This window comes from Aequorivita aurantiaca, from assembly GCF_030410135.1.
GTDB classification, from domain to species: domain Bacteria; phylum Bacteroidota; class Bacteroidia; order Flavobacteriales; family Flavobacteriaceae; genus Aequorivita; species Aequorivita aurantiaca.
The window spans coordinates 221,311-245,610 of sequence record NZ_JAUGQQ010000004.1; the positions used below are offsets into that span (position 1 = coordinate 221,311).

General features: G+C 40.9%; 19 protein-coding genes and 1 tRNA gene. 5 read left to right on the forward strand and 15 right to left on the reverse strand.

What is annotated here, in order from left to right; genetic code table 11:
• Positions 1 to 37 precede the first annotated feature (37 nt).
• On the reverse strand, positions 38 to 2,449 hold the full coding sequence (ligD, locus tag QRD02_RS08705; protein WP_290254548.1) for a DNA ligase D: 2,412 nt from the start codon (positions 2,447 to 2,449) through the stop codon (positions 38 to 40).
• Positions 2,450 to 2,451: 2 nt separating this feature from the next.
• On the reverse strand, positions 2,452 to 3,231 hold the full coding sequence (gene ku / locus QRD02_RS08710) for a non-homologous end joining protein Ku (protein ID WP_290254549.1): 780 nt from the start codon (positions 3,229 to 3,231) through the stop codon (positions 2,452 to 2,454).
• 166 nt (positions 3,232 to 3,397) lie between these two features.
• Between ku and QRD02_RS08715 the strand changes: the two genes are divergently transcribed.
• Positions 3,398 to 4,861, forward strand: coding sequence for an exonuclease domain-containing protein (locus QRD02_RS08715; protein ID WP_290254550.1), 1,464 nt, complete (start codon positions 3,398 to 3,400; stop codon positions 4,859 to 4,861).
• A gap of 41 nt (positions 4,862 to 4,902) precedes the next feature.
• Here the strand turns inward: QRD02_RS08715 and QRD02_RS08720 are convergent, their stop codons facing one another.
• The 5 genes from QRD02_RS08720 to acnA form a co-directional block, all read right to left on the reverse strand.
• The gene (locus QRD02_RS08720; RefSeq protein ID WP_290254571.1) at positions 4,903 to 5,562 is read right to left on the reverse strand and encodes an HAD family hydrolase; all 660 of its coding nucleotides are present in this window, start codon (positions 5,560 to 5,562) and stop codon (positions 4,903 to 4,905) included.
• 103 nt (positions 5,563 to 5,665) lie between these two features.
• Positions 5,666 to 6,673: an LLM class flavin-dependent oxidoreductase gene (locus QRD02_RS08725; RefSeq protein WP_290254551.1), complete on the reverse strand. Its 1,008-nt coding sequence runs from the start codon at positions 6,671 to 6,673 to the stop codon at positions 5,666 to 5,668.
• A 45-nt stretch (positions 6,674 to 6,718) separates the two neighbouring features.
• Positions 6,719 to 7,786, reverse strand: a complete 1,068-nt coding sequence (locus tag QRD02_RS08730) for an NADH:flavin oxidoreductase/NADH oxidase (protein WP_290254552.1) — start codon at positions 7,784 to 7,786, stop codon at positions 6,719 to 6,721.
• Between the two features lie 34 nt (positions 7,787 to 7,820).
• Positions 7,821 to 8,147 (reverse strand): hypothetical protein, encoded by a 327-nt coding sequence (locus QRD02_RS08735; RefSeq protein ID WP_290254553.1) that lies wholly within the window; start codon positions 8,145 to 8,147, stop codon positions 7,821 to 7,823.
• A gap of 40 nt (positions 8,148 to 8,187) precedes the next feature.
• Positions 8,188 to 10,968 carry an aconitate hydratase AcnA gene (gene acnA / locus QRD02_RS08740; protein ID WP_290254554.1) on the reverse strand — a complete coding sequence of 927 codons (2,781 nt, stop codon included), beginning with the start codon at positions 10,966 to 10,968 and terminating at the stop codon, positions 8,188 to 8,190.
• Between the two features lie 158 nt (positions 10,969 to 11,126).
• On the opposite strand from acnA, the gene QRD02_RS08745 reads away from it, so the two are divergent.
• Positions 11,127 to 11,333 (forward strand): hypervirulence associated TUDOR domain-containing protein, encoded by a 207-nt coding sequence (locus tag QRD02_RS08745; protein ID WP_290254555.1) that lies wholly within the window; start codon positions 11,127 to 11,129, stop codon positions 11,331 to 11,333.
• A gap of 5 nt (positions 11,334 to 11,338) precedes the next feature.
• Here QRD02_RS08745 and QRD02_RS08750 read toward each other — a convergent pair whose 3' ends face one another.
• The 4 genes from QRD02_RS08750 to QRD02_RS08765 form a co-directional block, all read right to left on the reverse strand.
• Entirely contained in the window at positions 11,339 to 11,863 is a 525-nt protein-coding gene (locus tag QRD02_RS08750; protein ID WP_290254556.1) for a DUF1697 domain-containing protein, read from the reverse strand.
• Positions 11,864 to 11,866: 3 nt separating this feature from the next.
• Complete coding sequence (locus tag QRD02_RS08755) at positions 11,867 to 13,093, reverse strand: BaiN/RdsA family NAD(P)/FAD-dependent oxidoreductase (protein WP_290254557.1); 1,227 nt, start codon at positions 13,091 to 13,093, stop codon at positions 11,867 to 11,869.
• Positions 13,090 to 14,484, reverse strand: a complete 1,395-nt coding sequence (locus QRD02_RS08760) for a pyridoxal phosphate-dependent decarboxylase family protein (RefSeq protein WP_435373031.1) — start codon at positions 14,482 to 14,484, stop codon at positions 13,090 to 13,092. The genes QRD02_RS08755 and QRD02_RS08760 overlap by 4 nt, the downstream gene beginning before the upstream one ends.
• A 199-nt stretch (positions 14,485 to 14,683) precedes the next feature.
• A complete protein-coding gene (locus QRD02_RS08765) occupies positions 14,684 to 16,153 on the reverse strand; it encodes a T9SS type A sorting domain-containing protein (protein WP_290254559.1) in 1,470 nt (489 codons plus the stop codon).
• 100 nt (positions 16,154 to 16,253) lie between these two features.
• Between QRD02_RS08765 and QRD02_RS08770 the strand changes: the two genes are divergently transcribed.
• Positions 16,254 to 17,294: an endonuclease/exonuclease/phosphatase family protein gene (locus QRD02_RS08770; protein WP_290254560.1), complete on the forward strand. Its 1,041-nt coding sequence runs from the start codon at positions 16,254 to 16,256 to the stop codon at positions 17,292 to 17,294.
• 36 nt (positions 17,295 to 17,330) lie between these two features.
• On the opposite strand, the gene QRD02_RS08775 is transcribed toward QRD02_RS08770, so the two are convergent.
• Positions 17,331 to 17,412: transfer RNA gene (locus QRD02_RS08775), tRNA-Leu, on the reverse strand.
• A gap of 92 nt (positions 17,413 to 17,504) precedes the next feature.
• The gene (locus QRD02_RS08780) at positions 17,505 to 18,224 is read right to left on the reverse strand and encodes an aspartyl/asparaginyl beta-hydroxylase domain-containing protein (protein WP_290254561.1); all 720 of its coding nucleotides are present in this window, start codon (positions 18,222 to 18,224) and stop codon (positions 17,505 to 17,507) included.
• Between the two features lie 43 nt (positions 18,225 to 18,267).
• On the opposite strand from QRD02_RS08780, the gene QRD02_RS08785 reads away from it, so the two are divergent.
• A complete protein-coding gene (locus tag QRD02_RS08785) occupies positions 18,268 to 19,656 on the forward strand; it encodes a dipeptidase (protein WP_290254562.1) in 1,389 nt (462 codons plus the stop codon).
• Positions 19,657 to 19,704: 48 nt separating this feature from the next.
• Here QRD02_RS08785 and QRD02_RS08790 read toward each other — a convergent pair whose 3' ends face one another.
• Together QRD02_RS08790 and QRD02_RS08795 are read right to left on the reverse strand one after the other, a co-directional pair.
• Positions 19,705 to 20,271: a PhnA domain-containing protein gene (locus QRD02_RS08790; protein WP_290254563.1), complete on the reverse strand. Its 567-nt coding sequence runs from the start codon at positions 20,269 to 20,271 to the stop codon at positions 19,705 to 19,707.
• Positions 20,272 to 20,323: 52 nt separating this feature from the next.
• Positions 20,324 to 22,252: a M1 family metallopeptidase gene (locus tag QRD02_RS08795; RefSeq protein WP_290254564.1), complete on the reverse strand. Its 1,929-nt coding sequence runs from the start codon at positions 22,250 to 22,252 to the stop codon at positions 20,324 to 20,326.
• 781 nt (positions 22,253 to 23,033) lie between these two features.
• Between QRD02_RS08795 and xerA the strand changes: the two genes are divergently transcribed.
• On the forward strand, positions 23,034 to 24,164 hold the full coding sequence (gene xerA / locus QRD02_RS08805; RefSeq protein ID WP_290254566.1) for a site-specific tyrosine recombinase/integron integrase: 1,131 nt from the start codon (positions 23,034 to 23,036) through the stop codon (positions 24,162 to 24,164).
• Positions 24,165 to 24,300: the final 136 nt, after the last annotated feature.

The following is a 24,300-nucleotide window of genomic DNA, read 5'->3' on the forward strand; positions in this document are numbered from 1 at the left end:
ATTTTGGAGAACTAATGGCGGGGTGCCGCTCGGAAGGTTAACCCATCAAATTATCCATTGCTGTCTCCATATCAATTCCCTCGCCCAAAACAGCCGTAAATAAATCTCCTTTTTTTGCAATGCGTTTAGGCATGGTTTTAATCGTGAAATCTTTCATTTCCAAACCGGGTTTTACTTCTTTCCACAATAATGGTGCGGAAACAGTGGCACCGGGTTTAGGTCTGACACAGTACGGAGCTGCAAGGGTTTGGGCGCGTCTATTTTGCAGGAAATCGAGATAAATTTTATTTTTTCTACTTTTTACCGCCCGTTCCATGCTTGTAAGTTTGGGCAGTTTTTCGTGAATATAATAGCACAAAAGTTTTGTGAAGTCGCGCACCTCGCCATATGTATATTGGCCACCCATGGGAATATACACGTGAATGCCGCTGGAGCCGGATGTTTTACAGTAGCCCTCAATTTTTGCCAAATCCAGTACTTCCTTGGCCGCAAGGGCCACTTCAATAACCTGTTCAAAATTATTTTTATCGGAAGGATCGATATCAATTACGGTATAGGTTGGTTTTTCCAAATCCTGAATGGGTGAATTCCACGGATTGATTTCAATGCAGCCCAAATTTGCCATATATAACAAGGTAGCTTCATTTTGGCAGACCAAATATTCAATTTCCTTTTTGGACGATTCGGAATAGATTTTCACCGTTTCCACCCATTCGGGGAGTGATTCATTATCCTTTTGATAAAAACCTGGTTTATTAATGCCATTGGGATGGCGATGCAGGTTTTGCGGCCGATCCTTTAAATAGGGCAACATGGTTTCGGCAACGTGCAGGTAATAATCAATCAAATCATATTTAGTGTAGCCCGACTCGGGCCAATAAATTTTTTCGAGATTTGACACCGGCACCGAAATCCCGTCCACTTCCAAATGTGAGGAAGCATCCTTGGATTTTGAGGAAGTTTTCTTTTGGCTTTGCGGTTCAATTTCTTCTAAATCCTTATCAGTGCGCAACCCTTTATAAGATGGGTGGCGCATAATGCCGCCTTTGGTCCATTCCGAAAATTTTACCTCACAGATTAATTTTGGCTTTACCCAATTTGGTTTTCTGCCCTTGAGGGCTATTTTTTTGCCGAAAGGATTCTCGTCGGTTTGCAGTGTCTTTAATTTTTTTAAAAGTTCCTTTTGTTCCGCATTGGAAAAGCCTGTCCCGCAATTGCCCACATAAGTGAGGTTTTCCTCCTGAAACATGCCTAGAATTAACGACCCAAAAATAGAACCCCCAGTTTCCGAATCGGTGTAGCCACAGATAATGGCTTCCTCCGTATTGGTGCTTTTAATCTTTAACCAATTCTCGGTACGGAAACCGGGTGAATATTCCGAATCGGCCTTTTTCGCTATAACGCCTTCCATTCCCGCATCGACCGCACGTTTATAGAGCGCGGGGCCCATGGCTTCAATATGGTCGCAATAAAGAACATTTTCTAGCCCCTCCAAAATGTCGGGCAGCAAACTTTTACGTTCAAGCAAAGGAAGCCGAAGAGTGTCGTGGCCGTTTAGGTGAAGCAAATCGAACACATAATAACGCAACTCGCCCTTTGTTTTTTCGGCATCGTACTTTTGAAGTTTTTGAAAATCGGGGTTTCCTTTCTTGTCCACTACCACTACTTCGCCATCCAAAATGCAGTCGTGGGCAATGTTCTCCAATTCCTTTTTTATGGAAGCAAATTTTTTATTGTATGAAATTCCATTTCGGGAATACAGTTCTACCTTGCCATCTTGAATATTTGCCATCACCCGATAGCCGTCCCATTTTAATTCAAAAACCCAGTCCGGGTCTTTAAAAATTTTTTTTCCGGGGCTGGCGAGCATCGGTTTTATAAAAGTTTCCGGATTTAAGGGTTTTACCTTACCCGCTTTTACTGCTTTTTTTTTTGAAGCAAAAACTTCGGAATCATATTCAAGGTCCGTGGAAAATTTGTCTTTCTTTTTGATGAGCAGCCATTGGTTTTTCTCTTCGTCGCGCCTCATTTTCACCAGCGCAAAGGTTCCTTTTATTTTGCTTCCGAAGAATTCAATCTTCAAATCACCTTTCTTTAATTGTTTTAAAGCATCGCCGTCTTCCGAAATTTCATAAGTGCCATCGTCCCAAATATCCATAATGCCGGCGCCATAATTTCCTTTCGGAATGGTGCCGTGGAAGGTGAGGTATTTCACGGGATGGTCTTCGGTCATAATGGCCAGGCGTTTATCTGCCGGATTCATTGATGGACCTTTCGGTACCGCCCAGCTTTTCAAAACCCCGTCCATTTCCAACCGTAAATCGTAATGAAGATGGCTGGCCTGATGTCGCTGAATTACGAAACGCTTGGCATTATCCTTATCCAATTCGCCTTTCGGTTCGGGCGTTTTATTGAACTTTCGCTTTTTTTTGTATTCGTCCAGTGCCACGGTTATGAAGCTTTACTTTTTTTCTTTTTCTTTTCAAGACTGGCTTTCAATTTTGCCATAAGATCATTGGCTGCGGTGGGCGTGGTATCCACTTTTGTAGCGCGAGTTTTTTTGCCCTTTGATTTATTATTGATGATTTTCATCAATTGCTTGTTATAAACGTCTTTGTATTTGTCTAGCTTAAAGGCGGTGGAATAATTTTCGATTAACGAGAGTGCCATATCAACTTCCTTTTTCGAAACTTTTGTTGAAGGAAGTTTCAAATCGCCCGGATCGCGAATTTCATCAGCGAAACGGATAACGTGCAATACCAAGGCATTTTTGTAAACACCAATAAGGCTTAAGTTCTCCTTTTGACGCATCACAAAAGTCGCGACCCCTAATTTCCCGGTTTTCTTTAGTGCATCGCGGAGCAGGTTGTAGCTTTTACCGCCCTCTTTTTGAGGTTCGAGAAAGTATGGACTTTTAAAGAGAAGATCATTCACTTCCGTTTCTTCCACAAATTCTTCGATATCTATGGTTTTGCTTTTTTTCATATTCGCCTTTTCGAAATCCTCTTTCTCAAGCACCACATAACTATCGTCTTTTTTATACCCTTTTACAATATCCTTCCATTCCACTTCCTTCCCCGTATCCTCATTAACACGTTTGTAACGTATTCGAGCATTGTCGTGCACGTCGAGCATATCCAAGGAAATCCTTCTATCCTCGGAGGCGCTGTACATTTTCACCGGGATTGACACGAGGCCAAAACTGATTGAACCGTTCCAGATTGATCGCATAGTTTCTTTTTTATTAAAATTAAAACTATTGGATTTAAGGCAATGGTTTTTTACTATAATTTAACCATTTTCAAAATTGGTAGACTATGGATTATTTCCATTTAACGGGAAATAATCCAATTTTATTTAATTCTATTTCATACTTTTGTTTTCCCAGCAAAAAAAAATGCATATTCCACTTTTCGCAATAATAGATGTTGAAACCACCGGCGGCGGAATTGCCGGCAATCGCATTACTGAAATTTGTATTGCCCTTTTGAAGGATGGCGAAGTGGTCGATAAGTACACTACCCTAATAAATCCGGAACGTGACATTCCGCACCATATTACGGCACTAACAGGAATCGATAATGAAATGGTCGCGAATGCTCCCCGCTTTTTTGAGGTTGCCGAAAAGATAGAGGAATTTACAAAAGATGCCATTTTCGTAGCCCACAACGTGAGTTTTGACTACAACGTTATTCGCGGCGAATACAGGCTTTTGGGGCAATATTATAATCGGAAAAAACTTTGTACGGTACGGCTATCACGTAAATTGATTCCGGGAATGCTTTCCTATAGTTTGGGAAGACTTTGTTCCACCATAAACATACCGCACCTCAACCGCCACCGTGCCGAGGGCGATGTGGACGCCACAACCATTTTATTCCAAAGATTGATTTCGTTGGATGAAGATTTCAGCACCTTTAATTCCTTTTTAAACCCGCGTTCGAAACAGGCTACCCTGCCGCCACACATTCCGGCCGAACAAATTGATGAGCTGCCCGAGAAGGCCGGCATCTATCTTTTCAAAAACCAAAAACACCAAGTGATTTATGCGGGGAAGGCGAAGAATATTAAGAAACGGGTGCTTTCCCATTTTTATGACAAAAAAACCAAGGAATATCAATTAGGGCAGGAAACGCATTTTATAGATTACGAACTTACCGGCGACGAGTTGCTGGCGCTTTTGGTGGAATCGGAACACATTCGGAAGCATTACCCCAAATTTAATAGGGCGCAGAAATGGCCTGCCACTACCTATCAAATCATAAATTATGTAAACCAACGCGGCATTATCCAATTGGCACTAGCAAAAACAAAGGCGTTGCACGATTCTGTGGGCACTTTTTACAATCGCGCAGAGGCCACCGAAAAGCTGGAGGAAATATGCGAGGCTTTTAAACTATGCCCGCGATTTTGCACGCTTCAAAGTACTTCGGAAAAATGTTCGCACTACCGCATCAAAAATTGCGAAGGCATTTGCGAGGGCGACGAGGATGTTGCCGAATACAACTTAAAAGTAAATGTCGCCATTGCATCGCTACAACAAAACAAGACTTCTTTTGCTATTCAATGCAAAGGGCGAATTGCGGGCGAAATTGGTTTTGCCTTAGTGCAGGAGGGCCAATATAAAGGGTTTGGATTTTTTGACCGAAGCGAAGCCATCTGCAATATTGAGGATTACGATCCTTTTTTGAAATTGCAGTCGGCAAGTTACCATACACACGCCATTATCCGAAGTCATTTAAAAAAGAATGGGGAGGCAAATGTGGTATATTTTGACAATCCGTCCACTTTAAATAACCACAGAATTAAAACCATCAAGAAAGAATCTGCGAAAGAAAATATTTTTTCCGAATGGAATTAAAGTAGAACGATTCTCCCCATCCTCCCTTCGAAGGAGAGGAATTAAATGAAAATATTTTTTAGATTGGAATATGAAATTTCCTTAAAACTGCCAATCACTTTATCGGCCTTGCTGTAATCCTGATTTACGGAGTGCGGACTTTTGAAACCCACACAGTAAATATTGGCGGCCTTTGCAGCTGCGATCCCGTTCGTGGAATCTTCAATTACCATACAATTGTCGGGATGTTCTCCGGCTAGTTCGGCTGCTTTGATAAAAATTTCGGGATGGGGTTTTGACGCTTTTAAATCGGCGCCGCTTATTTTGGCCTTGAAATATTTATTCAAATCGAACCTATCAAAAATACGCTCAATATTGGGCATGGATGCCGACGAGGCCAAAACGAGTGTCAACCCGTTGCGGTGATAATCCTCAATCAATTCCTTTACGCCATCCAAAAGGGTGAGGTCTGAGTCGTTTTCAAAAAGATACTTAAAATGTTTTCGCTTTAAGGCAACGAGATTTTCAGGAGTGTCAGAAAGTTTGAAATGGCCGCAAAGCGTTCTGCAAATTGGCAAGGTTGCCTGCCCCGTAAACGAATCGTACATTTCATTATTCACTTCAATATTATAATCCCCAAACATTTTGAAGTAAGCCTTGCGGTGCAATGGTTCCGTGTCCACGATTACTCCATCCATATCAAAAAGTACGGCTTTTAGCATTTTCATATTTTTTTTGCGAAGGTAGTTTAGATTATTGGATTGTTGGATTATTGGATTGTTGGATTGTTAGATTATTGGATGGTTGGAAGGTTGGTTGGTTGGTTTATTTGAAAATTTCTGAAAGTAGTTCAAACGATTGCAAGCGCGCTTTTTGATCATAAATATGGGCTACGGCAATAATCTCATTAACCTGCGTTTCGGCTACAAAATCATTCAATTTATCGCGCACGGTTTCCTTACTGCCCACAAATGAATATTGCATCATTTGCGAAATGTGGGCCTCTTCCATCGGATTCCAAAGACCGTCCATAGTTTTTACGGGTGGTGCAAGGGGTTGGCGGGTGTTTCGAATAACGTTCAGCATAAACAGTTTCATACTCGTCGCCAAGTATTCCGCCTCCGCATCGGTATCGGCAATCACAATATTCACACAGGCCATGGAATAGGGTTTCGATAATTGTATTGACATTTCGAAATGCTGGTGATATAAACGTAGCGCGTCGTGCAAATGTGTGGGTGCAAAATGGCTGGCGAAGGCATAGGGCAAACCCAAAGCCCCCGCAAGTTGGGCGCTATAAGTACTGGAACCCAAAAGATACAACGGCACTTCCAAACCTTCCCCCGGTATGGCCCTTACGGGACTGTGTGAATTAGTTTTGGAGAAATACTTTTCCAGCTCCTGCACGTCTTGGGGGAAATCATTAACAGACTCAACACGCTCGCGCCTTAAAGCCCGGGCAGTGAGATGGTCGGTTCCGGGAGCGCGGCCCAAACCCAAATCTATTCTATCGGGATAGAGGGTAGCGAGCGTTCCAAACTGTTCGGCAACCACTAAAGGCGCATGATTGGGAAGCATTACACCACCGGACCCAACACGAATTGATGTTGTTCCCTGCGCCACATAGCCAATTAATAGTGGCGTTGCGGAACTTACGAGGCTATCGGCATTGTGATGTTCGGAAATCCAAAAGCGTTTAAACCCTAATTTTTCCGTATGTTTTGCCAAGGCGAGACAATTCTCCATTGCAGATTTATGTGTGCTTCCTTGAATTACCGGCACCAAATCCAGAACCGAAAATGATATATTTTTTAAATGATTTTCTTTATTCATATTGTACTTTAAAAGAATGCTTCAAAATTTTTGAAGACATCGCAATTATATTTTTGCCCTATCATATTGAATCGGCCACGAAATATCCTTGTTTAATTCTTTAGCGGCATGCAAAGGGAAATAAGGATTCCGCAGGCTTTCACGGGCGTAAAAAATAAGGTCGGCCATACTTTCCTTTAAAATTTCTTCAGATTGTGCGGCGGTTGTGATTTGCCCCACGGCTCCGGTTAATATATTGGCTTCCTTTTTAATCTGTGCGGCAAAGGCAGCTTGGTAACCGGGAGCGCTGGGAATGGTTGCTTTCGGAACATTTCCGCCCGAAGAAGTATCTATTAAATCAACACCCAACCCTTTTAGTTTCTTTGAAAGTTGCACCGAATCCTCCACCGTCCAACCGCCTTCGGTCCAATCCGTAGCCGATATTCTTACGAAAAGGGGTTTTTCTTCAGGCCATTCCTTTCGTACAATTTCGGTTACTTCCAGCAAAAAGCGGATTCTATTTTCGAAACTGCCGCCGTATTCATCTATTCGAGTATTAGCCAAAGGCGAATAGAATTGATGGAAAAGATATCCGTGTGCAGCGTGTATTTCAACCACATCATATCCTGCTTTTTGCGCCCGGCGCGTCGCTTCAACGTAGTCTGTTTTTACTTTTTCAATTGCTTCGGAATCCATTGAAAGCGGAACGGGCTCGCCATCCCGAAAGGGCAAAGCCGAAGCAGAAACCGTTTGCCAGCCGTTTTCATTTTCGGGAGCAATTTTTCGTGCGCCATCCTTTGGAAGTTGATAGCTCGCCTTTCGGCCTGCGTGCGCCAATTGAATTCCCAGTAATGCATTTTGGGATTGCACGAAATCAACTATTTGTTTAAATTTTTCGATATGTTCCTCTTTCCAAATTCCCATATCGCCGTGGGTAATCCTGCCTTCGGGCGAAACGGCAGTCGCTTCCTGAATTATCAATGCGGAACCACCAACGGCCCGACTGCCCAGATGGACCACGTGGAAATCGTTCGCAAAACCGTCCTCACTGCTGTACATACACATTGGCGAAACGACCATTCGATTTTTGAAGGTTGTGTTTTTTATTTTTAGTGGGGAAAAGAGGATGCTCATTTTTAGTTGTTGGTTGATTGTTATTGGTTGTTGGTTACAAAAATTTTAAAAATCCGTATGCTTTTCGTTTTTTTAAATAGAATGGATCGCTTTCGAAGTGATAGGCTTCCCTTTCAAAGGAAATATTTCTATAGGCTTTGTGGCGATTTTGGTATTGGATCAACCTGAACAAAAACTCAATCCCATACCATAAATAAAAAAAAACAATAAGCATTTCCGCCTGTTGTTGAAGGTGAATTTTTTCATGGTTTAGAAAAACCTGGTCTTCCTTTAAAGAATCATGCTTCAATAACACAAAGGGCCAAAGCGTCATTCCATTAAAGTTTTTTCGGAGGAGTTTTGGACGGACTAGTAGAATCAAAATTTTGAACAATTAATAATTAGTAATTAGTAATTATGACTCAGTCTTTTAAAAATTGGCGCAGTACGTATTGCAGAATTCCTTCGTTTTGATAATAAGCGACTTCAATTGGGGAATCCAACCTTGCGATTGCTTTAAATTCAATTTCGGTGCCATCGTCATTTTTGGCAGTTACAGTTACCTTTTTTAAAGGGGAAAGGTTTTCCGCAATTCCTGTGATATTGAAATATTCGCGTCCCGTCAATCCGTGAGTTTTGGCGCTTTCACCCTCCAAATATTGAAGCGGCAAAACTCCCATCATAATAAGGTTGCTTCTGTGGATACGTTCATAACTTTCTGCCAACACGGCCTTTATTCCCAAAAGAAAAGTTCCCTTCGCGGCCCAATCGCGGGAGGATCCGCTGCCGTATTCTTTTCCGGTGAGTACTATTAATGGGGTTTTGTCTTCTATATATTTTTGCGCCGCATCATAAACGGTCATTTCATCGCCGGATGGGAGATACGTAGTATAGCCTCCCTCCTTTTCTGCCAATTGATTTTTGATACGCACATTGGCAAAAGTGCCACGCACCATTACCTCATCATTTCCACGGCGTGAGCCATAACTATTGAAATGTTTTTTTTCAACCCCTCTCGATCTTAAATACTGTCCTGCGGCGGAATCTTCGGAAAAAGCTCCGGCCGGAGAAATATGGTCGGTGGTGATACTATCACCCAAGACCAAAAGTGCGCGTGCGCCTTGAATATTTTGCAATGCATTTGGCTCATCGGAAAGATTCCTGAAAAAAGGTACTTCTTTTATATAAGTAGATTTGTCTTCCCATTTATAGATCTTGTCTTCCGGCACCTCAAGGTTTCGCCATATTTCATTGCCCTCGAAGATTTCGTCGTAATTCTTTTTAAAATCCTTTGGTGTCAATACTCTTTTCATCACTTCGTGGATTTCATCATCCGTTGGCCAAATATCTTTTAAATAAATAGGCTTGCCGTTGCGGTCGCAGCTCAATGGTTCTGTGGTCAAATCAATATCAACCCTACCCGCGATTGCGAAGGCAACAACCAACATAGGCGACATCAAAAAGTTCATTTTAACCTGTGGATGGATTCGGGCTTCAAAGTTTCTATTTCCGGAGAGAACAGAAGTTACTATTAAATCATTTTCTTCAACTGCCCTTGAAATTTCCGGGGGCAAAGGGCCAGAATTGCCTATGCAGGATGTACAGCCATAACCAACCAAATGGAAATCCAATGCTTCCAAATCTTTCAAAAGATCTGCATTTTCAAGATAGTCCGTAACCACTTTTGAACCTGGGGCTAGGGAAGTTTTTACCCAAGGTTTTACATCTATGCCTTGTTCGCGCGCTTTCTTGGCGACAAGCCCAGCACCTATCATTACAAATGGATTTGAAGTATTGGTGCAGGAAGTAATGGCAGCAATGGCTACGGCGCCATCGGAGAGCATGTATTTTTCATTGCCTTGGGAAATCCAAACAGTTTTAAGTCCGTTTTTTATATTGGCTTCAATTTCCACGTCGGGAGCTGGGTCGTGCGGTTGTTTTACCGGCTGGCTACCCCCTTCTTCCTTCCAGCGGGTGATTGCCTCTTGACGTTCAGAGGGAGCAATATAATGCCTACCGAAGGAGCTATGCTCCAATTCAATAAATTTGTCCTTTAAATCCTTTAGCAATATTTTATCCTGGGGGCGTTTTGGACCCGCCACGCTGGGCTGCACCGTAGATATGTCTAGTTCCACTACATCTGTATAAACAATTTCCTCTTCATTCTCGCGCCATAACATATTGGCTTTGCAATAATCCTCAACCAATTGTATTTGCTCCTCACTGCGATTACTATCGCGCATATATTCCAAGGTTTTATTATCAATTGGAAAATAGGTAATGGTACAACCGAATTCCGGCGACATATTACCGATAGTCGCCCTATCCGGCACCGAGAGATTGTCGAGGCCTGGGCCAAACACTTCAACAAATTTTCCAACTACGCCGTATTTACGAAGTAAATTGGCAATTGTCAAAACCAAGTCGGTCGCGGTTGTTCCCACCTTCAATTTGCCAGTGAGTTTTAGACCAATAACCTCAGGACTTATAAAATAGATAGGTTGTCCCAGAATTGCGGCTTCGGCTTCAATACCTCCCACGCCCCAGGCTACAACGCCAATGCCGTTTACCATTGGTGTGTGGCTATCGGTTCCCACGAGAGTATCGGGAAAAACCATACCGTCGCGGGCAATGGCGCCCTTAGAAAAATACTCCAAATTTACTTGGTGACAAATGCCCATTCCGGGCGGGACTACGCTAAAATTGTCAAACGATTTTTGGGCCCATTTCAAAAATGTATAACGTTCGCGGTTGCGCCTGTATTCCTCCTCCATGTTTTGTTGATAGGCGTATTGCGCAGCAAAATAATCTACCTGCACACTGTGGTCAATTACCAAGTCCACGGGAATCAAAGGATTGATTTTAGACGCTTCGCCACCTTTTCGAGCCATTTCGGAACGCAGGGAGGCTATATCTACAACAGCCGGAACACCGGTAAAATCCTGCATAAGAACGCGCGCAGGTTTGAAGGCGATGTCGTTGTCACTTTGTTTTGGCGACCAATTTAGAATAGTTTGTAAATGATTTTTGGTGACCGAAAAATCGTCATAATTGCGAAGGGCATTCTCAAGAAGAATTCGAATGGAAAAAGGCAATTTTCTTATGGAATGTCCTTGCTTTTCAAGCTCAGGGAGACTATAATAAGTAAGCGATTCAGAATGTGTAGTTAGAGTCCTTTTTAGGTTGTAGATATCTTGTTGCATGAGGTAGGAGTTTAATTACTAAAATTAATAATTAAAAACTGGACCTACACAAAATGTAGATTGTTTAACAAGCCGTTAACAGGAGTCATATTGCTTAGCTCTTGAAAATTTTTTAACTTGAAAAAATCTATTTTTTAATCCAAAAAAAGCTAACAGCCATGAAAAATTACAAAGTAGGCGACCACGTAAAATGGAATTCGGAGGCGGGGGAAGTCTCGGGAAAAATCATAAAAGTGCACCATTCAAATTTTCAGTATAAAGGTTACACCCACCACGCCAGCAAAGACGACCCGCAGTATGAAATTAAGAGCGACAAGACAGAACATATTGCGGCGCACAAAGGTTCAGCACTTTCAAAGGTATAAGATTATTATTTTGCTAAATCAACAAGTTTTGCAAGTGTACGGTAGTTGCCAGTAGTTGCAGCAACATTCAGCTTTTTCTCAAAGAAATTATTATTCAGTTTTGCGTTTCCGGCTCCATTGCCATAGTGTAGATAAATGTAAGCGGGTGTTAAAACAAATTCCTCCTTTGGGTAATTAATTTCGCGTACAGCATCCATAAGTTCTTTTTTGGGCGGTGTGGCCAGCAACATAAAGTAAGCTTCGGTTTCCTTTGTTTCCCCAAAAGGGCAATCCATTAAAATTTGTGTAATTTCATCTGCGGTTTTAACTAGTACCGGAACTTCCCAGCCGTAGCGTTTCTCAATTTCCTTTGAAATTTTATCAGAAAGACCTTTTTCTTCCTTCGCAGAAAAAACCACGTTTCCACTCTGTATATAAGTAACCACACTTTGAAACCCCAATTCTTCCATCATTGACTTTAAATCGGCCATTTTAAGCTTTTTATGGCCGCCAACGTTTATGCCACGAAGTAGGGCAATGTATGTTGTCATAATTCACTTAGTTATTGCCTGCGCTACAAGATATCCACCCGTCCAAGCATTCTGAAAATTGAAGCCGCCTGTAATAGCATCTATATTAAGGACTTCTCCTGCAAAGTAAAGATTTTTACAAACTCTACTTTCGAAGGTTTTGAAGTTTACCTCCTTTAAATCCACCCCGCCCGCGGTTACGAATTCTTCTTTAAAAGTACTTTTCCCGGCAACTTCAAAAAGTGAAGCGGTAAGTTGATTTGCAATATTCTGAAGATTTTCCCGGGTAGCGTCTGCCCAAGTTAAGCTTTCCGAAATACCGGCAGCTTTTACAAGACTTTGCCACAACCGTTTCGGAAGTTCGAACTGTGCATATTTAAAAATGGTCTGTTTTCCCTGAAATGATTTCAAATTCTTTAACTCTTCCAAAACCTCTTCTTCGGAAAGCACATTCAACCAATTCACCTCAATTTTAAAATGATATTGCAAAGGCTCCAACAAACGCGCGCCCCAGGCTGAAAGTTTTAAGATTGCGGGGCCGCTCATTCCCCAATGGGTAATTAATAACGGAAGCCCCCTAACCCCCAAAGGGGGAATTCCTTTCGGAACTAAAACTTTGACGCTTGCGGTTGTTGAAACACCCGGAAGATCTAAAATTCTCGGATCTTTAATATTAAATGTGAAAAGCGAAGGTACGGCAGGCACAATGGTATGTCCCAAATCTTCCAACAATTGCCATATTTTTGGGTTGCTGCCCGTGGCGACTACTATTTTGGCTGCGGAAAAAGTATCGGTATTTGTATTTATAGTGAAATGATCGGCAGTTTTTTGAATCTCCTTTACGGATTGATTGAGAAGAACCTCAACACCCAATCTTTTAGTTTCCCAGAGAAAACAATCAATTATGGTTTGTGAGGAATCTGAGACGGGAAACATTCTACCATCCTCTTCAATTTTCAGTGACACGCCCCTTTTTTCAAACCATTCAATGGTATCGCCGGTCATAAAAGTGTGGAATGGGCCCAATAGCTCCTTTTCGCCCCGCGGATAATTTTGCGTCAATTCCTTCGGAAGAAATTCGGCGTGGGTAACGTTACAGCGTCCGCCGCCGGAAACTTTTACTTTTGTAAGTACTTCCTTTCCGCGTTCGAGGATTATGATTTTTAGATTCGGATTTTTTTCCGCGGCGTTTATTGCCGTAAAAAAACCCGCTGCGCCGCCACCGATTACTATTACATCGACAACTTTCAAATGCCTACTTTTTCCTCCGCAAAACTTTCACAGAGCGCGATGGTTTCCTTTACATCATCCAAGGTGGTACGCGGATTTATCAAACACATTCTCAAAACCACTTGGCCGTTAAGTAGCGTGGTTACTAATAATGCCTGTTTTGAATCGACTACATTCTGCGAGATTTTCTGGTTTAGGGCATCCAATTTTTTCTCTGAAAGTTTGTTGCCAATTGGATTGAACCTAAAGTTGATTACCGCCAAAGTCGCGGGTGAAATCACTTCCCAATTCGGGCTTTTCCGAAGAAATGCCTCGGTGGCTTCGGCAAGTTGTACGTTGTAGGATATCGCCTTTCTGAATTCGCCCATTCCAAAAGTTTTTACGGACATGTAAAATTTCAACGCTCGGAAGCGTCGCGTAAGTTCAATACCGTGATCATAGAAATTGATTTCGGAAGTATTGCCCTCAATATCACGCAGATACTCGGGTTTTTCGGTGAAAGTTCCCTTTAGCCATTTGTGTTTTTTAATCAAAAGACACCCAATTTCATAGGGTTGAAAAAACCATTTGTGCGGATCGACGGTTAAGGAATCTGCCTTTTCTATTCCCTTCAAAAGCTGTTTCCCGTTTTCGGAAAGGATTGCAAAGCCGCCGTAAGCGCCGTCAATATGGAACCAAATATCTTCCTTTTTACAAATTTTCGCAATGTCGGAAAGCGGATCGACCGTTCCCGTATTTGTGGTGCCGGCTGTCGCTATCAGACAAAACGGCTGCAAGCCCTCCAATCGATCCTTTGCGATGGCGTTTTTCAATTTATTCAATGAAAACTTAAATTCGCTATCGGTCGGGATAACGCGAATCTGCTCCTTTCGGAAACCGAGAACGCGGATCGCCTTAATATTTGAGGAATGTGCTTGGTCTGAAAGATAAATCACCGCTTTGCTGAAGTCATCGCCACATTTGATGGAACGCGCGGTAACTAACGCAGTTAAATTGGCCATGGAGCCGCCACTGGTAAAAATCCCGCCGCCCTTTTTCTGCGGAAAACCGAACATTTTCAGCAGCCAGTTCATCGCTACAATTTCCATTTCGGCTGCAGCGGGAGAAGCCGCCCAACCCCCGGAAAATATATTGAAACCCGAAGCCAAACTATCTGCCATTGCGCTGATATAATTGCTGGGGCCGGGCACGAAGGAATATGATTTGGGATGCGAAACGATATTGCTTTTTGTCATCACTTCGTCCAAAACAAAATTTAAGACTTGGCGGGGGTCGCTGGGATTTTCGGGTGCTTCTTCTAGAAAAAGTTTTTCCATTTCTTCCCGTGAGCCAGAAACCACGGGCAGTTTTTCGCGCTGCGTGGCAAAATGTTCCACTATGGCGTCAACCACTTCATAGCCATAGGTTTTCATTTCCTCTTTACTCAACTCAAGCGTAGCTTTATTCTGAATTTTCACGTATCTCCTTTTTGAATTTTTGAAAGTGCAAAATTACGGTTTTAACAAAGGAATATAAGTCTTTAGCCAATAAAAAATGCCCTGAGAATGGTCAAGGCATTTTTTAGAATCTGGAGTGTCACACGGAATCTTTTTAAATAATCGGCATTTATAATTATTTTACAATCATTTTCTTTATTACGCTTTGCGCATCATTGCTGAAATTTACAAAGTACAAACCTGAGGGAAGATTGATTGGCAACGTATTTTGGCCTTCGGAAATGGTTTCCGAGGAAATCAAATTGCCCTGAATTCCAAAGATTTCAAGCTTTTCAAAAGAGAATATATTATTGAAATTGATTGCATTTTTCACCGGATTCGGATAAAAACTGAAGTTTTCAATTGTATTATCAGCAACGTCTAAAACGCCGCATAGGAAGGGCTCAAAAGTAACTTCCCCCAAAGAAGCATCGTCCGCATTGTGAAAAATAACGTCCTCCACTTGATGTATCGTACTCTGTTGTCCCTCGATCCAACAATTGTGCATGGCCGAAATGGCATTTGCTGTGTTATTATAAAGCGCATAAATTTCGCCACCGTTTCCATTTTCGGAAAAAATATTCATTCCTGAATTGGTAGAACCGTCGCCAAGATTTATGGTTGCTTCGCCAATAACTGTTATACCCCAAAGGTTTCTTCTAAATTCATTTCCATTTACAAATACGGGATTTCCCGCGGTGGAAGTATTTAAGGAAATTCCACTTCCTCCCAAAAGAGGGTCGCCCTGCGTATCATTGTCCTCAATAACATTACCGATAATTTCAGCACTTTCACTTGGGCCAATTATTGTAATTCCGTAGCGGTTATCTTTTATAATATTATCTTGGATTACCGTATTTATGGTACCTCCCACAAAATTTGCAATGGCAATTCCCCCAACCATATCCTGGCTTCGATCGCCGATAATTGTATTTTGAATAATCTGCAACTGTTCATTTGCCATCGTCGTGCCCATATTTATTTGTGGACGGTTGCTATTCTCTTGGTTATTTCCTTCAATGTAATTATTAAAAATAAAAGCCGACACCTGAGCATTTGCTGCCGAGCCAATAGCCGGAAGTTCGTTGAAACTAATAGTGCAGGCGGAAATATGCGGCGTACCGCCCGACAATTGGATTACCGCACTAGTAGTAGCTCCGGCCACATTATTGGTAAGGGTACAATTAACCATATGCAAGTTATCTGTCAACACTCGAAGCCCGCCGCCATATTCAAAAGTTGTGCTGTGCAATTCGATATTTGAAAATTCCTCGAAACGAAACCCTTCATAAGGTGCATTTTGGTCTAATGCCGTAATTATTATTTCATTTGCGTCTGTAATGAAGGTGCCGTAAACCGTGATCAGCAAATCGGCATCTATTGAAAGTGTTAGGTTTGAACCAATTTCCAAGGTGTCATTTTCGGAAATGGTAAGGTTTCCCCAGAGTGTGTATTCATTTCCAGATATTGTAATTGTGGATGGGCTTACCGCCGCAATATCATCTAAGGTCCAAGTTACGCCAGTGTTTGGGGTTGTGTAATCCTGTCCAAAGACAGTGGAAAGAGATAAAAAGAAAAATAATGTTGTGAAAATAGTTTTTTGCATGGTTTGTTTTTTTAATGAAACCACAAAAATAAGGATATCAATAAAGGGAAAAAAGGAATTAAGCGTTCAAATGAAAGGATGAATTGTTTAAATTTAGCCCATGATTCTCCACATCCTCATCATTTTTTTTATCATCAGCCCCTTTTTTCCCGCCACGGGCATTTCGCATTGGTTTTTTCGTACGGCAGATTTTGTGCGTACCCAGTCATTTTTTATTCAATTAATTCTGTTGGTTTTACTTATATGGGTTGAATGGAAATTTTCAATATTCAATTGGATTTTAGCCGGAGGTTTGATGGGCTCCATGATTTATCAATTGGTGAAAATACTGCCCTATACTTTTTTCTTCCCCCGCCGAAAAAACGAAACCACGAGCGATGCGTGCGTTTCCATTCTCGCTGGAAATGTATTGCAAACTAACTCTTGCTATCCAGATTTTTTAAATGAAGTAAAACGCTTCGACCCAGATTTGGTGCTCACGATGGAATCAAACAAAGACTGGGAAGATTGTCTTTCCGAAATAGAAAAAGATTATCCGTTTACCGTAAAAGTACCTTTGGAGAATTTTTATGGGATGCATCTTTACTCTAAAAAAGAACTTAAAAATGTGGAGGTTAAATACCAGATTGAGGATGATAAACCTTCTATCTTTTTTGATTTTCCCATAGACGGGGATTCCCAAATATTTTTTTGCTGTCTGCATCCGGCACCGCCCAGTCCCACGGAAAATGAAACTTCTAAGGAGCGTGATGCCGAATTAATGCTTACCGGAAAAATGATTCGTAAACTTGAAAAACCCACAGTGGTTTGTGGAGACATGAACGATGTGGTGTGGAGCCGTACCACCCGACTCTTCAAAAAAATGACGGGAATGGTGGATCCGCGCGTGGGCCGTGGTTTCTTTTCAACCTATAACGCCAATTACTTTTTTCTGCGTTTTCCCTTGGATCATTTATTCCACACAAAGGATTTATATGTTGGAAAGATGGTGCGCTCCAAAAATTTTGGCAGCGACCATTTCGCGATGTATTATGAAATTCATCATAAAAAAAATAAGCCCACTCCAAAGAATCCGAAAATGAATGGTGATGATAAAGATGAGGTGGAGGAATTGATTGAAAACGGAAAGGATAATCAATAAAAAAAGCCCTTCATGTCTGAAGGGCTTTCTATTTTGTACAGGCGGAGAGACTCGAACTCTCACACCTCACGGCACTAGATCCTAAGTCTAGCGTGTCTACCAATTCCACCACGCCTGCATCAAAATCCTTTACAACACTTAGGACATATTGTAAAAGGAGTGCAAATATAAATAATACTTGCAAATGATTCCCATTTAATTTTAAATTTTTTATAAGTCTTTTTGCAATTCTGAAATCAACGCGCGAGCGGTTTCCGTATCCATTAACTTCAATTGTTCAATCATTTGCAGTTTGGTTTCACCGGAATATTGGGTTTGTTTGTTTTCGTCCTCAAAATTATATCCACATTCCGCAAACAAATTATCCGACCAATCATTGCGCAAACAATCCATAACCAAATGGATTCTATCGGTTTCACCATCATTCCGAACGCTGTGCGGCAAATTGAAATTACCATACCAACACTCCTTGGGGCGCATCTTCACTTCTTCAAAATTGATGAAAAAATGAACTTCTTCATTTGTGGTAATTGGAATATGGATTCTGAAAATGCCATCTTCATACCCCAAGTTATAATCGGTGTGTTCCTTAATTATACTGCCCGGTTTCAAATTTAAAAGCCGAATAGATTCCTTTTCGCATTCAAACGAATCTATAATTTCCTTAAAATAAATACATTTTTGAAGCAAGGCCGTGTCCTTATATTTTTCCTCAGCTTGTGGAAGCGCGAAAATATTATCCATTTCACCATTTTGCGAGCGTAGTGCAATCGAGTTCCATTCGCCCGAATAATCGTTTTTATTGAAATGGGAAGTGAAATTGTAAGCATTACATAGCTCCAAATCCTTTAAAAGTTTTGCTTCGGAAAAGTGAAAGGGCAATTTCAGAAAGGCAATTTCCATAAAATGAAGTGTTGAGTGGACTGCCAAATTACACCATTTTTAGTACTTTTAGAAAAATTAAAATTTAAGAATGAAAAGTGCAAAACCTTATATTGAAAAAAACAAGCAGCGTTTTTTGGATGAACTTATTGAACTGCTAAAAATCCCTTCCATCAGCGCAGATTCAGCCTATAAAAAAGATGTGATCAAGACGGCCGAAGCTATAAAGAAAAGTCTCGAAAAAGCCGGTTGCGATACTGTTGAAATATGTGAAACGGCCGGCTATCCCATTGTTTACGGCGAAAAAATTATCGATAAAAAATTACCGACTATTTTAGTTTACGGCCATTACGACGTGCAACCACCCGATCCGTTGGATTTGTGGGACAGTCCGCCGTTTGAGCCCGTAATCAAAAAAACGAAATTGCACCCCGAAGGTGCCATTTTTGCCCGCGGAAGTTGCGACGATAAAGGTCAACTATATATGCATGTAAAGGCCTTGGAATATATGACGTCAACCAAACAATTGCCGTGCAACGTTAAGTTTATGATTGAAGGCGAAGAAGAAGTGGGCAGCAAAAGCTTGGGGGACTTCGTTTCGAAAAACAAGAAAAAACTCGCCAACGATGTTATTCTAATCAGCGACACGGGAATGATTGCGAAAGATGTTCCGTCAATAACCACCGGACTTCGCGGCTTAAGTTATGTGGAAGTGGAAGTTACCGGCCCAAACCGCGATCTGCACAGTGGATTGTACGGCGGGGCCGTGGCAAATCCCATAAATATTTTGGCGAAAATGATTGCCTCCCTTCACGATAAAAACAATCACATCACCATTCCAGGGTTTTATGATGACGTTGAAAAACTTTCAAAAAAGGAACGCGAGAAAATGGCGGAAGCACCTTTCAATTTAAAGGATTATGAAAAGGCATTGGATATTGATGCCGTTTACGGGGAAAAAGGATATTCCACAAATGAACGAAATTCCATCCGCCCAACTTTGGACGTAAATGGAATTTGGGGCGGCTATATTGGCGAAGGCGCGAAAACGGTTATTGCCAGCCAGGCTTTCGCGAAAATAAGTATGCGTTTGGTGCCAAACCAGGATTGGAAAAAAATTACGGAATTATTCAAAAAACATTTTGAAAGCATTGCGCCCGAAGGCGTTCGCGTAAAAGTAACTCCGCACCATGGCGGGCAGGCGTATGTTACGCCAATTGACAGTTTGGGCTACAAAGCCGCTGAAAAAGCTTATGAGGAAACATTTGGAAAAACACCAATTCCACAGCGCAGCGGAGGAAGTATCCCAATTGTGGCATTGTTTGAAAAGGAACTGAAAAGTAAAACAATTTTAATGGGCTTCGGCTTGGACAGTGACGCCATCCACTCGCCCAACGAGCATTTCGGTATTTGGAATTATTTAAAGGGAATTGAAACCATTCCGCAGTTTTATCATTTTTTTACGGAAATGAGCAAGTAAAACTTTCCTCTTTAACTCCTCCCCTTTGAAGGGGAGGTTGGGAGGGGCTTATATTTTCTTTACAAAGTCAGTAATAATCACAATTTGCTGGCCGTCAACTTTGCCTTCAATGTATTTTTCGTTTTCGTGATCGAGGGAAATTCTGCGCACCGCTGTGCCCTGTTTTGCCACCATACTGCTGCCTTTTACTTTTAAATCTTTTATAAGAACTACTGAATCTCCCGCTTCCAAAATAACGCCGTTGCTATCGCGATGAGTAATTTTTTCAACATTGCTCTCAGCTATTCCAGCTTTTGCCCAGGCAGTGGTATCGTCATCCAAATACATCATATCCAGCAAATCCTGTGGCCAGCCTTCGGCTTTTAATCTGTTCAACATTCTCCACGCCACAACTTGCACAGCGGGAACGGTGCTCCACATACTGTCGTTTAAGCAACGCCAATGATTTGGGTCAACTTTTTCTGGGTTTTCAATTTGCTCTTTGCAGGTTTCACAAATTAAAATTGAAGTTTCCGTTGGAGAGTCTGGCACTTCGAAAACAACCAGATTTTCTTCGTTTCCGCAAAGTTCACATTTGTTGTCGCTTCGCTGTTGTAATTCTTTTTCTGAAATCATTTTTCAAATAATTTAATAAGAATTGAAAAAATTAATTTTCTTTAATATAATTCTATAATTTATTCCACGTATCGTTCAAAACATTCACATCCGGCAACATTTTGTTCGGATCCAAAACCACTCGCTGTACCTGTTTGGTGGTTTTTAAAAGATGTGACCAACTATCGCCGCGCTGCCATATCTCAACGGGAAGTGAAATGTTTTCGGTTGTATTATCTACGTATGTAACCTGAAGTTGTACGGGCATCGGGAATTGTCCATTATTTTCCACAGTAATCAAATAGTCGCCTTGAATTGCCTTTACCTCAGAAATCCCCAAATCGATGTTTCCGTTGCCGTAAAACCAACCCTTCCAAAACCACGAAAGATCTTCCCCTGCAACGTTTTCCATATGGTTGAAAAAATCGTTTGGTTGTGGATGTTTGTAGGCCCAAGTATGGATATAGCTTTTAAAGGCATTGTCAAAACGCTCCGCCCCGAGAATGTACTCCCGCAGTAAAAGCAAACCGGCCGCCGGTTTATAATAAGCTGTATATGCAAGATTTCGTGATTCAGCAATATCGGGATAGGTATTGATACCCTGGCGTTGGTCAAAGGTTAAATAGGGCAGCAACCTGCGGGGCGCCTCTTCATTAACATAATATTCGCCATTGTTGAAGGCTTTTGTACTTTGATAATTTATAAACATATTAAAACCTTCATCCATCCACGGATAGCGGCGTTCGTTGCTACCCACGATCATTGGGAACCAGTTGTGGCCAAATTCGTGGTCTGTAACGCCCCAAAGGTCTGCGCTCTTACTTTGATAACTGCAAAAGCTAACCCCGGGATATTCCATTCCGCCCACACTTGCGGCTACATTTATAGCATTGTGGTAGGGATATGTGAAATAGTTTTTTGAATAAAATTCTATTGAGGCTTTCGTATATTCCGTAGAGCGCGACCAAGCGTTTTGGCCATCACTTTCAATTGGATAAACCGATTGGGCCATGCCAGTTTTCCCTTCGCCAAGATTCATTTTGGCCGCATCCCAAATAAAGGCTGATGAGGCTGCCCACGCAACGTCGCGGGTATTTTCCATTTTATAATGCCACGTAACCGTTCCATTTGGTTTGGTGTGCGACGCAGGTTTGCCAACTTCCTCGGGCTTGATGATATAAACCGTTTTATCACTCTTTTCAGCCTGCGCCCAACGTTGCTGTTGTTGTTTTGTCAAAACCTCATTCGGATTTTGCAGAACACCGGAACAAACCACAGTATGGTTCGCCGGTGCAGTAATTTTTACATCATAATTTCCAAATTCGCAGTAAAATTCGCCCGCTCCCAAATATGGGTCGGTGTTCCATCCCACAACATCGTCAAAAACTGCAACCCGCGGATACCATTGGGCTATGGCGTAAATAGTGCCGCCTTTCACTTCCAGCCTTCCCATTCGGTCCATTCCCTCAACGGGAACTTTAAATTTGAAATTCATATGTATATCAACTTCCCCGCCTTTTGCGGCAAGTGGCTTGTCGAGCCAAAGCTGCATACGTGTATCGGTAATTATATATTTTGAAGAAGTTCCTGTTTTTGTTTTTGCCGAAACATTTGTCAATTCAAAACCGCCTTCCACATCGCCACTATAGCGATTTCCTTGTACGGGCGTGGTTAGCGTACCACGGGAATTTTCAGTGAAACGGTTCTGTTCCAAATAAATCCAAATGAAATCCAAGGTTTCGGGACTGTTGTTCGTGTAATGGATTGAAACTTTCCCCGAAACGGTGTGGGTTTTATCGTCCAAGGTAGCCTCCAAATTATAGTCGGCTGAATTTTGCCAATATTCAGGGCCGGGTTTTCCCGAGGCGGTTCGGTAAACATTTCCCTGTCTGTACCCCACATTGTCAAAGAGAGATTGGTTGTCTTCCTTAATTTGTTGGGCGGTTAACGATACGTAAAATGAAGAAAATAGAAGAAAAATACTGCTGATAAAATATTTCATTATATAAAATTTTGAAGAGATTGCGAAGATAACAATTGGCTTGCATAATTGGTTGCAAAAATGGTGTATTATGAAACTTTTAAGGCATAAAAAAACCTCCAATATTTGGAGGTTTTTTTTCGTAGCGGGAACAGGACTCGAACCTGTGACCTTCGGGTTATGAGTTCTCTATTATTTCACTTTTTGTGAATTTTAGAGGGCTCTGGAACCTATATATTATGGGCTGTGTTCAGAAACGTGTTCAGTTTCGTGTTCACTCGGTTAATACTTATTCTAACTGCAATATAAAAAATATTTATCAGTTGCTACTCGTTGAAACTTTATTCTCCATAAATTTTTGCCATTTAATCAGAACATACTTTTCTTTCCCATTTTCAGTAATCCGAAGGAACCCAAATTCATAAACAAAAAGATACACGTCTCCTTTTTTGTTTTTCCAATAATGTGTAAAGAAGTTTGGGTTAAATCCCATTTCAACCAATTCAGCTGTCCTTATAGTTGACTTCCCTGCCTTGTTATAGTTTTTCAACAACCTTCGATTGAGTTTTAAATGGGAATCGACCTTTTTATAGAAATTAGGAATGCTCTCTTTGGATTTTTTGTAATGGTAGCTGCTCTTGCAATAAACATCACAAAATATTTTATCTGATCGACCATCGATTTTCTTTTTGCAAAAATGACATTCCATATTAAATCATTTTAAGCGAACGTTATACGTATAATATACGCATAGTCAATGACTAAGATACTTAATGTGGGTATCTTAATCAAAAATGTATGTATGAAATTGAACAGGTATATAACATTGAGACATCTATTCATCTCAAATAAAAAATACATTGGCCTAGATTTTAAGATGGATAAGGTTCTTATAGCACTGACCAAAGGATTGCCAGACATAGCCTGGGATAAAGAAAATTCCATTTACCTACTTCCGAACACAGGCCGAAATATTGATATCATTTTTAAAACGTTTAAAGGCGTGGCTTGGATCAACTGTAATTATTTCTTTGAAAAAATACGATCGAAACAACTGAATGAGGTTTTCGATAGTCAATGGATTGAAAAAAGAGATTTACCATTAACATACAGAAGGTGTCCAGAAGAATATATTGAAAAGCTAAAGCTCAAAAAATATTCCAATAACACTGTAAAAAGTTATGTTTCTTGTTTTGAGAAATTTTTAAATCATTTTAAGAAGGTGGAAATAGAAGATATAAATGACAGGAATATTAGGGAATATATGGCATTGTTAATTAAGAACAATAGTTCAGATTCCTATATAAATCAAGCTATAAACAGCATCAAGTTCTATTATGAAATGGTTTTAGGAATGCCTCACACATACTACCACCTTGAAAGGCCAAGAAAGGGAAAAAAGCTGCCTATTGTATTATCAAAAGATCAGGTTAAACAAATGATCTCAACGACAAAAAATCTAAAACATAGATGCATTATTAGCACGCTGTACTCAGGTGGTTTAAGAAGAAGTGAATTGTTGAACTTAGAGTTGAGCGATATTGACAGTGATCGAATGGTTATACATATTAAGGATGCAAAAGGAAACAAGGATAGATATACACTGCTTTCTGTAACTTTATTGGACGATTTAAGAAAGTACTTTAAACAATATAGACCTATTAAATATTTGTTTGAGGGAGAATTAGGTCTACCATACAGTGCAACCAGCGTTGCGGCCATAGTAAAAAAAGCAGCCAAAAAGGTCAATATCCAAAAATCAGTAACCCCACATACATTACGTCATAGTTTTGCCACCCACCTTTTGGAATCTGGCACCGATTTAAGATATATTCAGATATTATTGGGTCATAACTCAACAAAAACTACAGAAATCTACACTCATGTAGCTACAACAAGTTTTAATTCCATCAAAAATCCCTTAGATTTGTGAAGATATAATGGAAATAAACACTATATGGTGTTTATTCGAATGTTACACCACATTTGAAAAAAACACTCGAAATAGAAATCAACAATTACGAAAAGCCGATTAAAGAACTAATTGGAAAATCTATTTCGGACGTAAA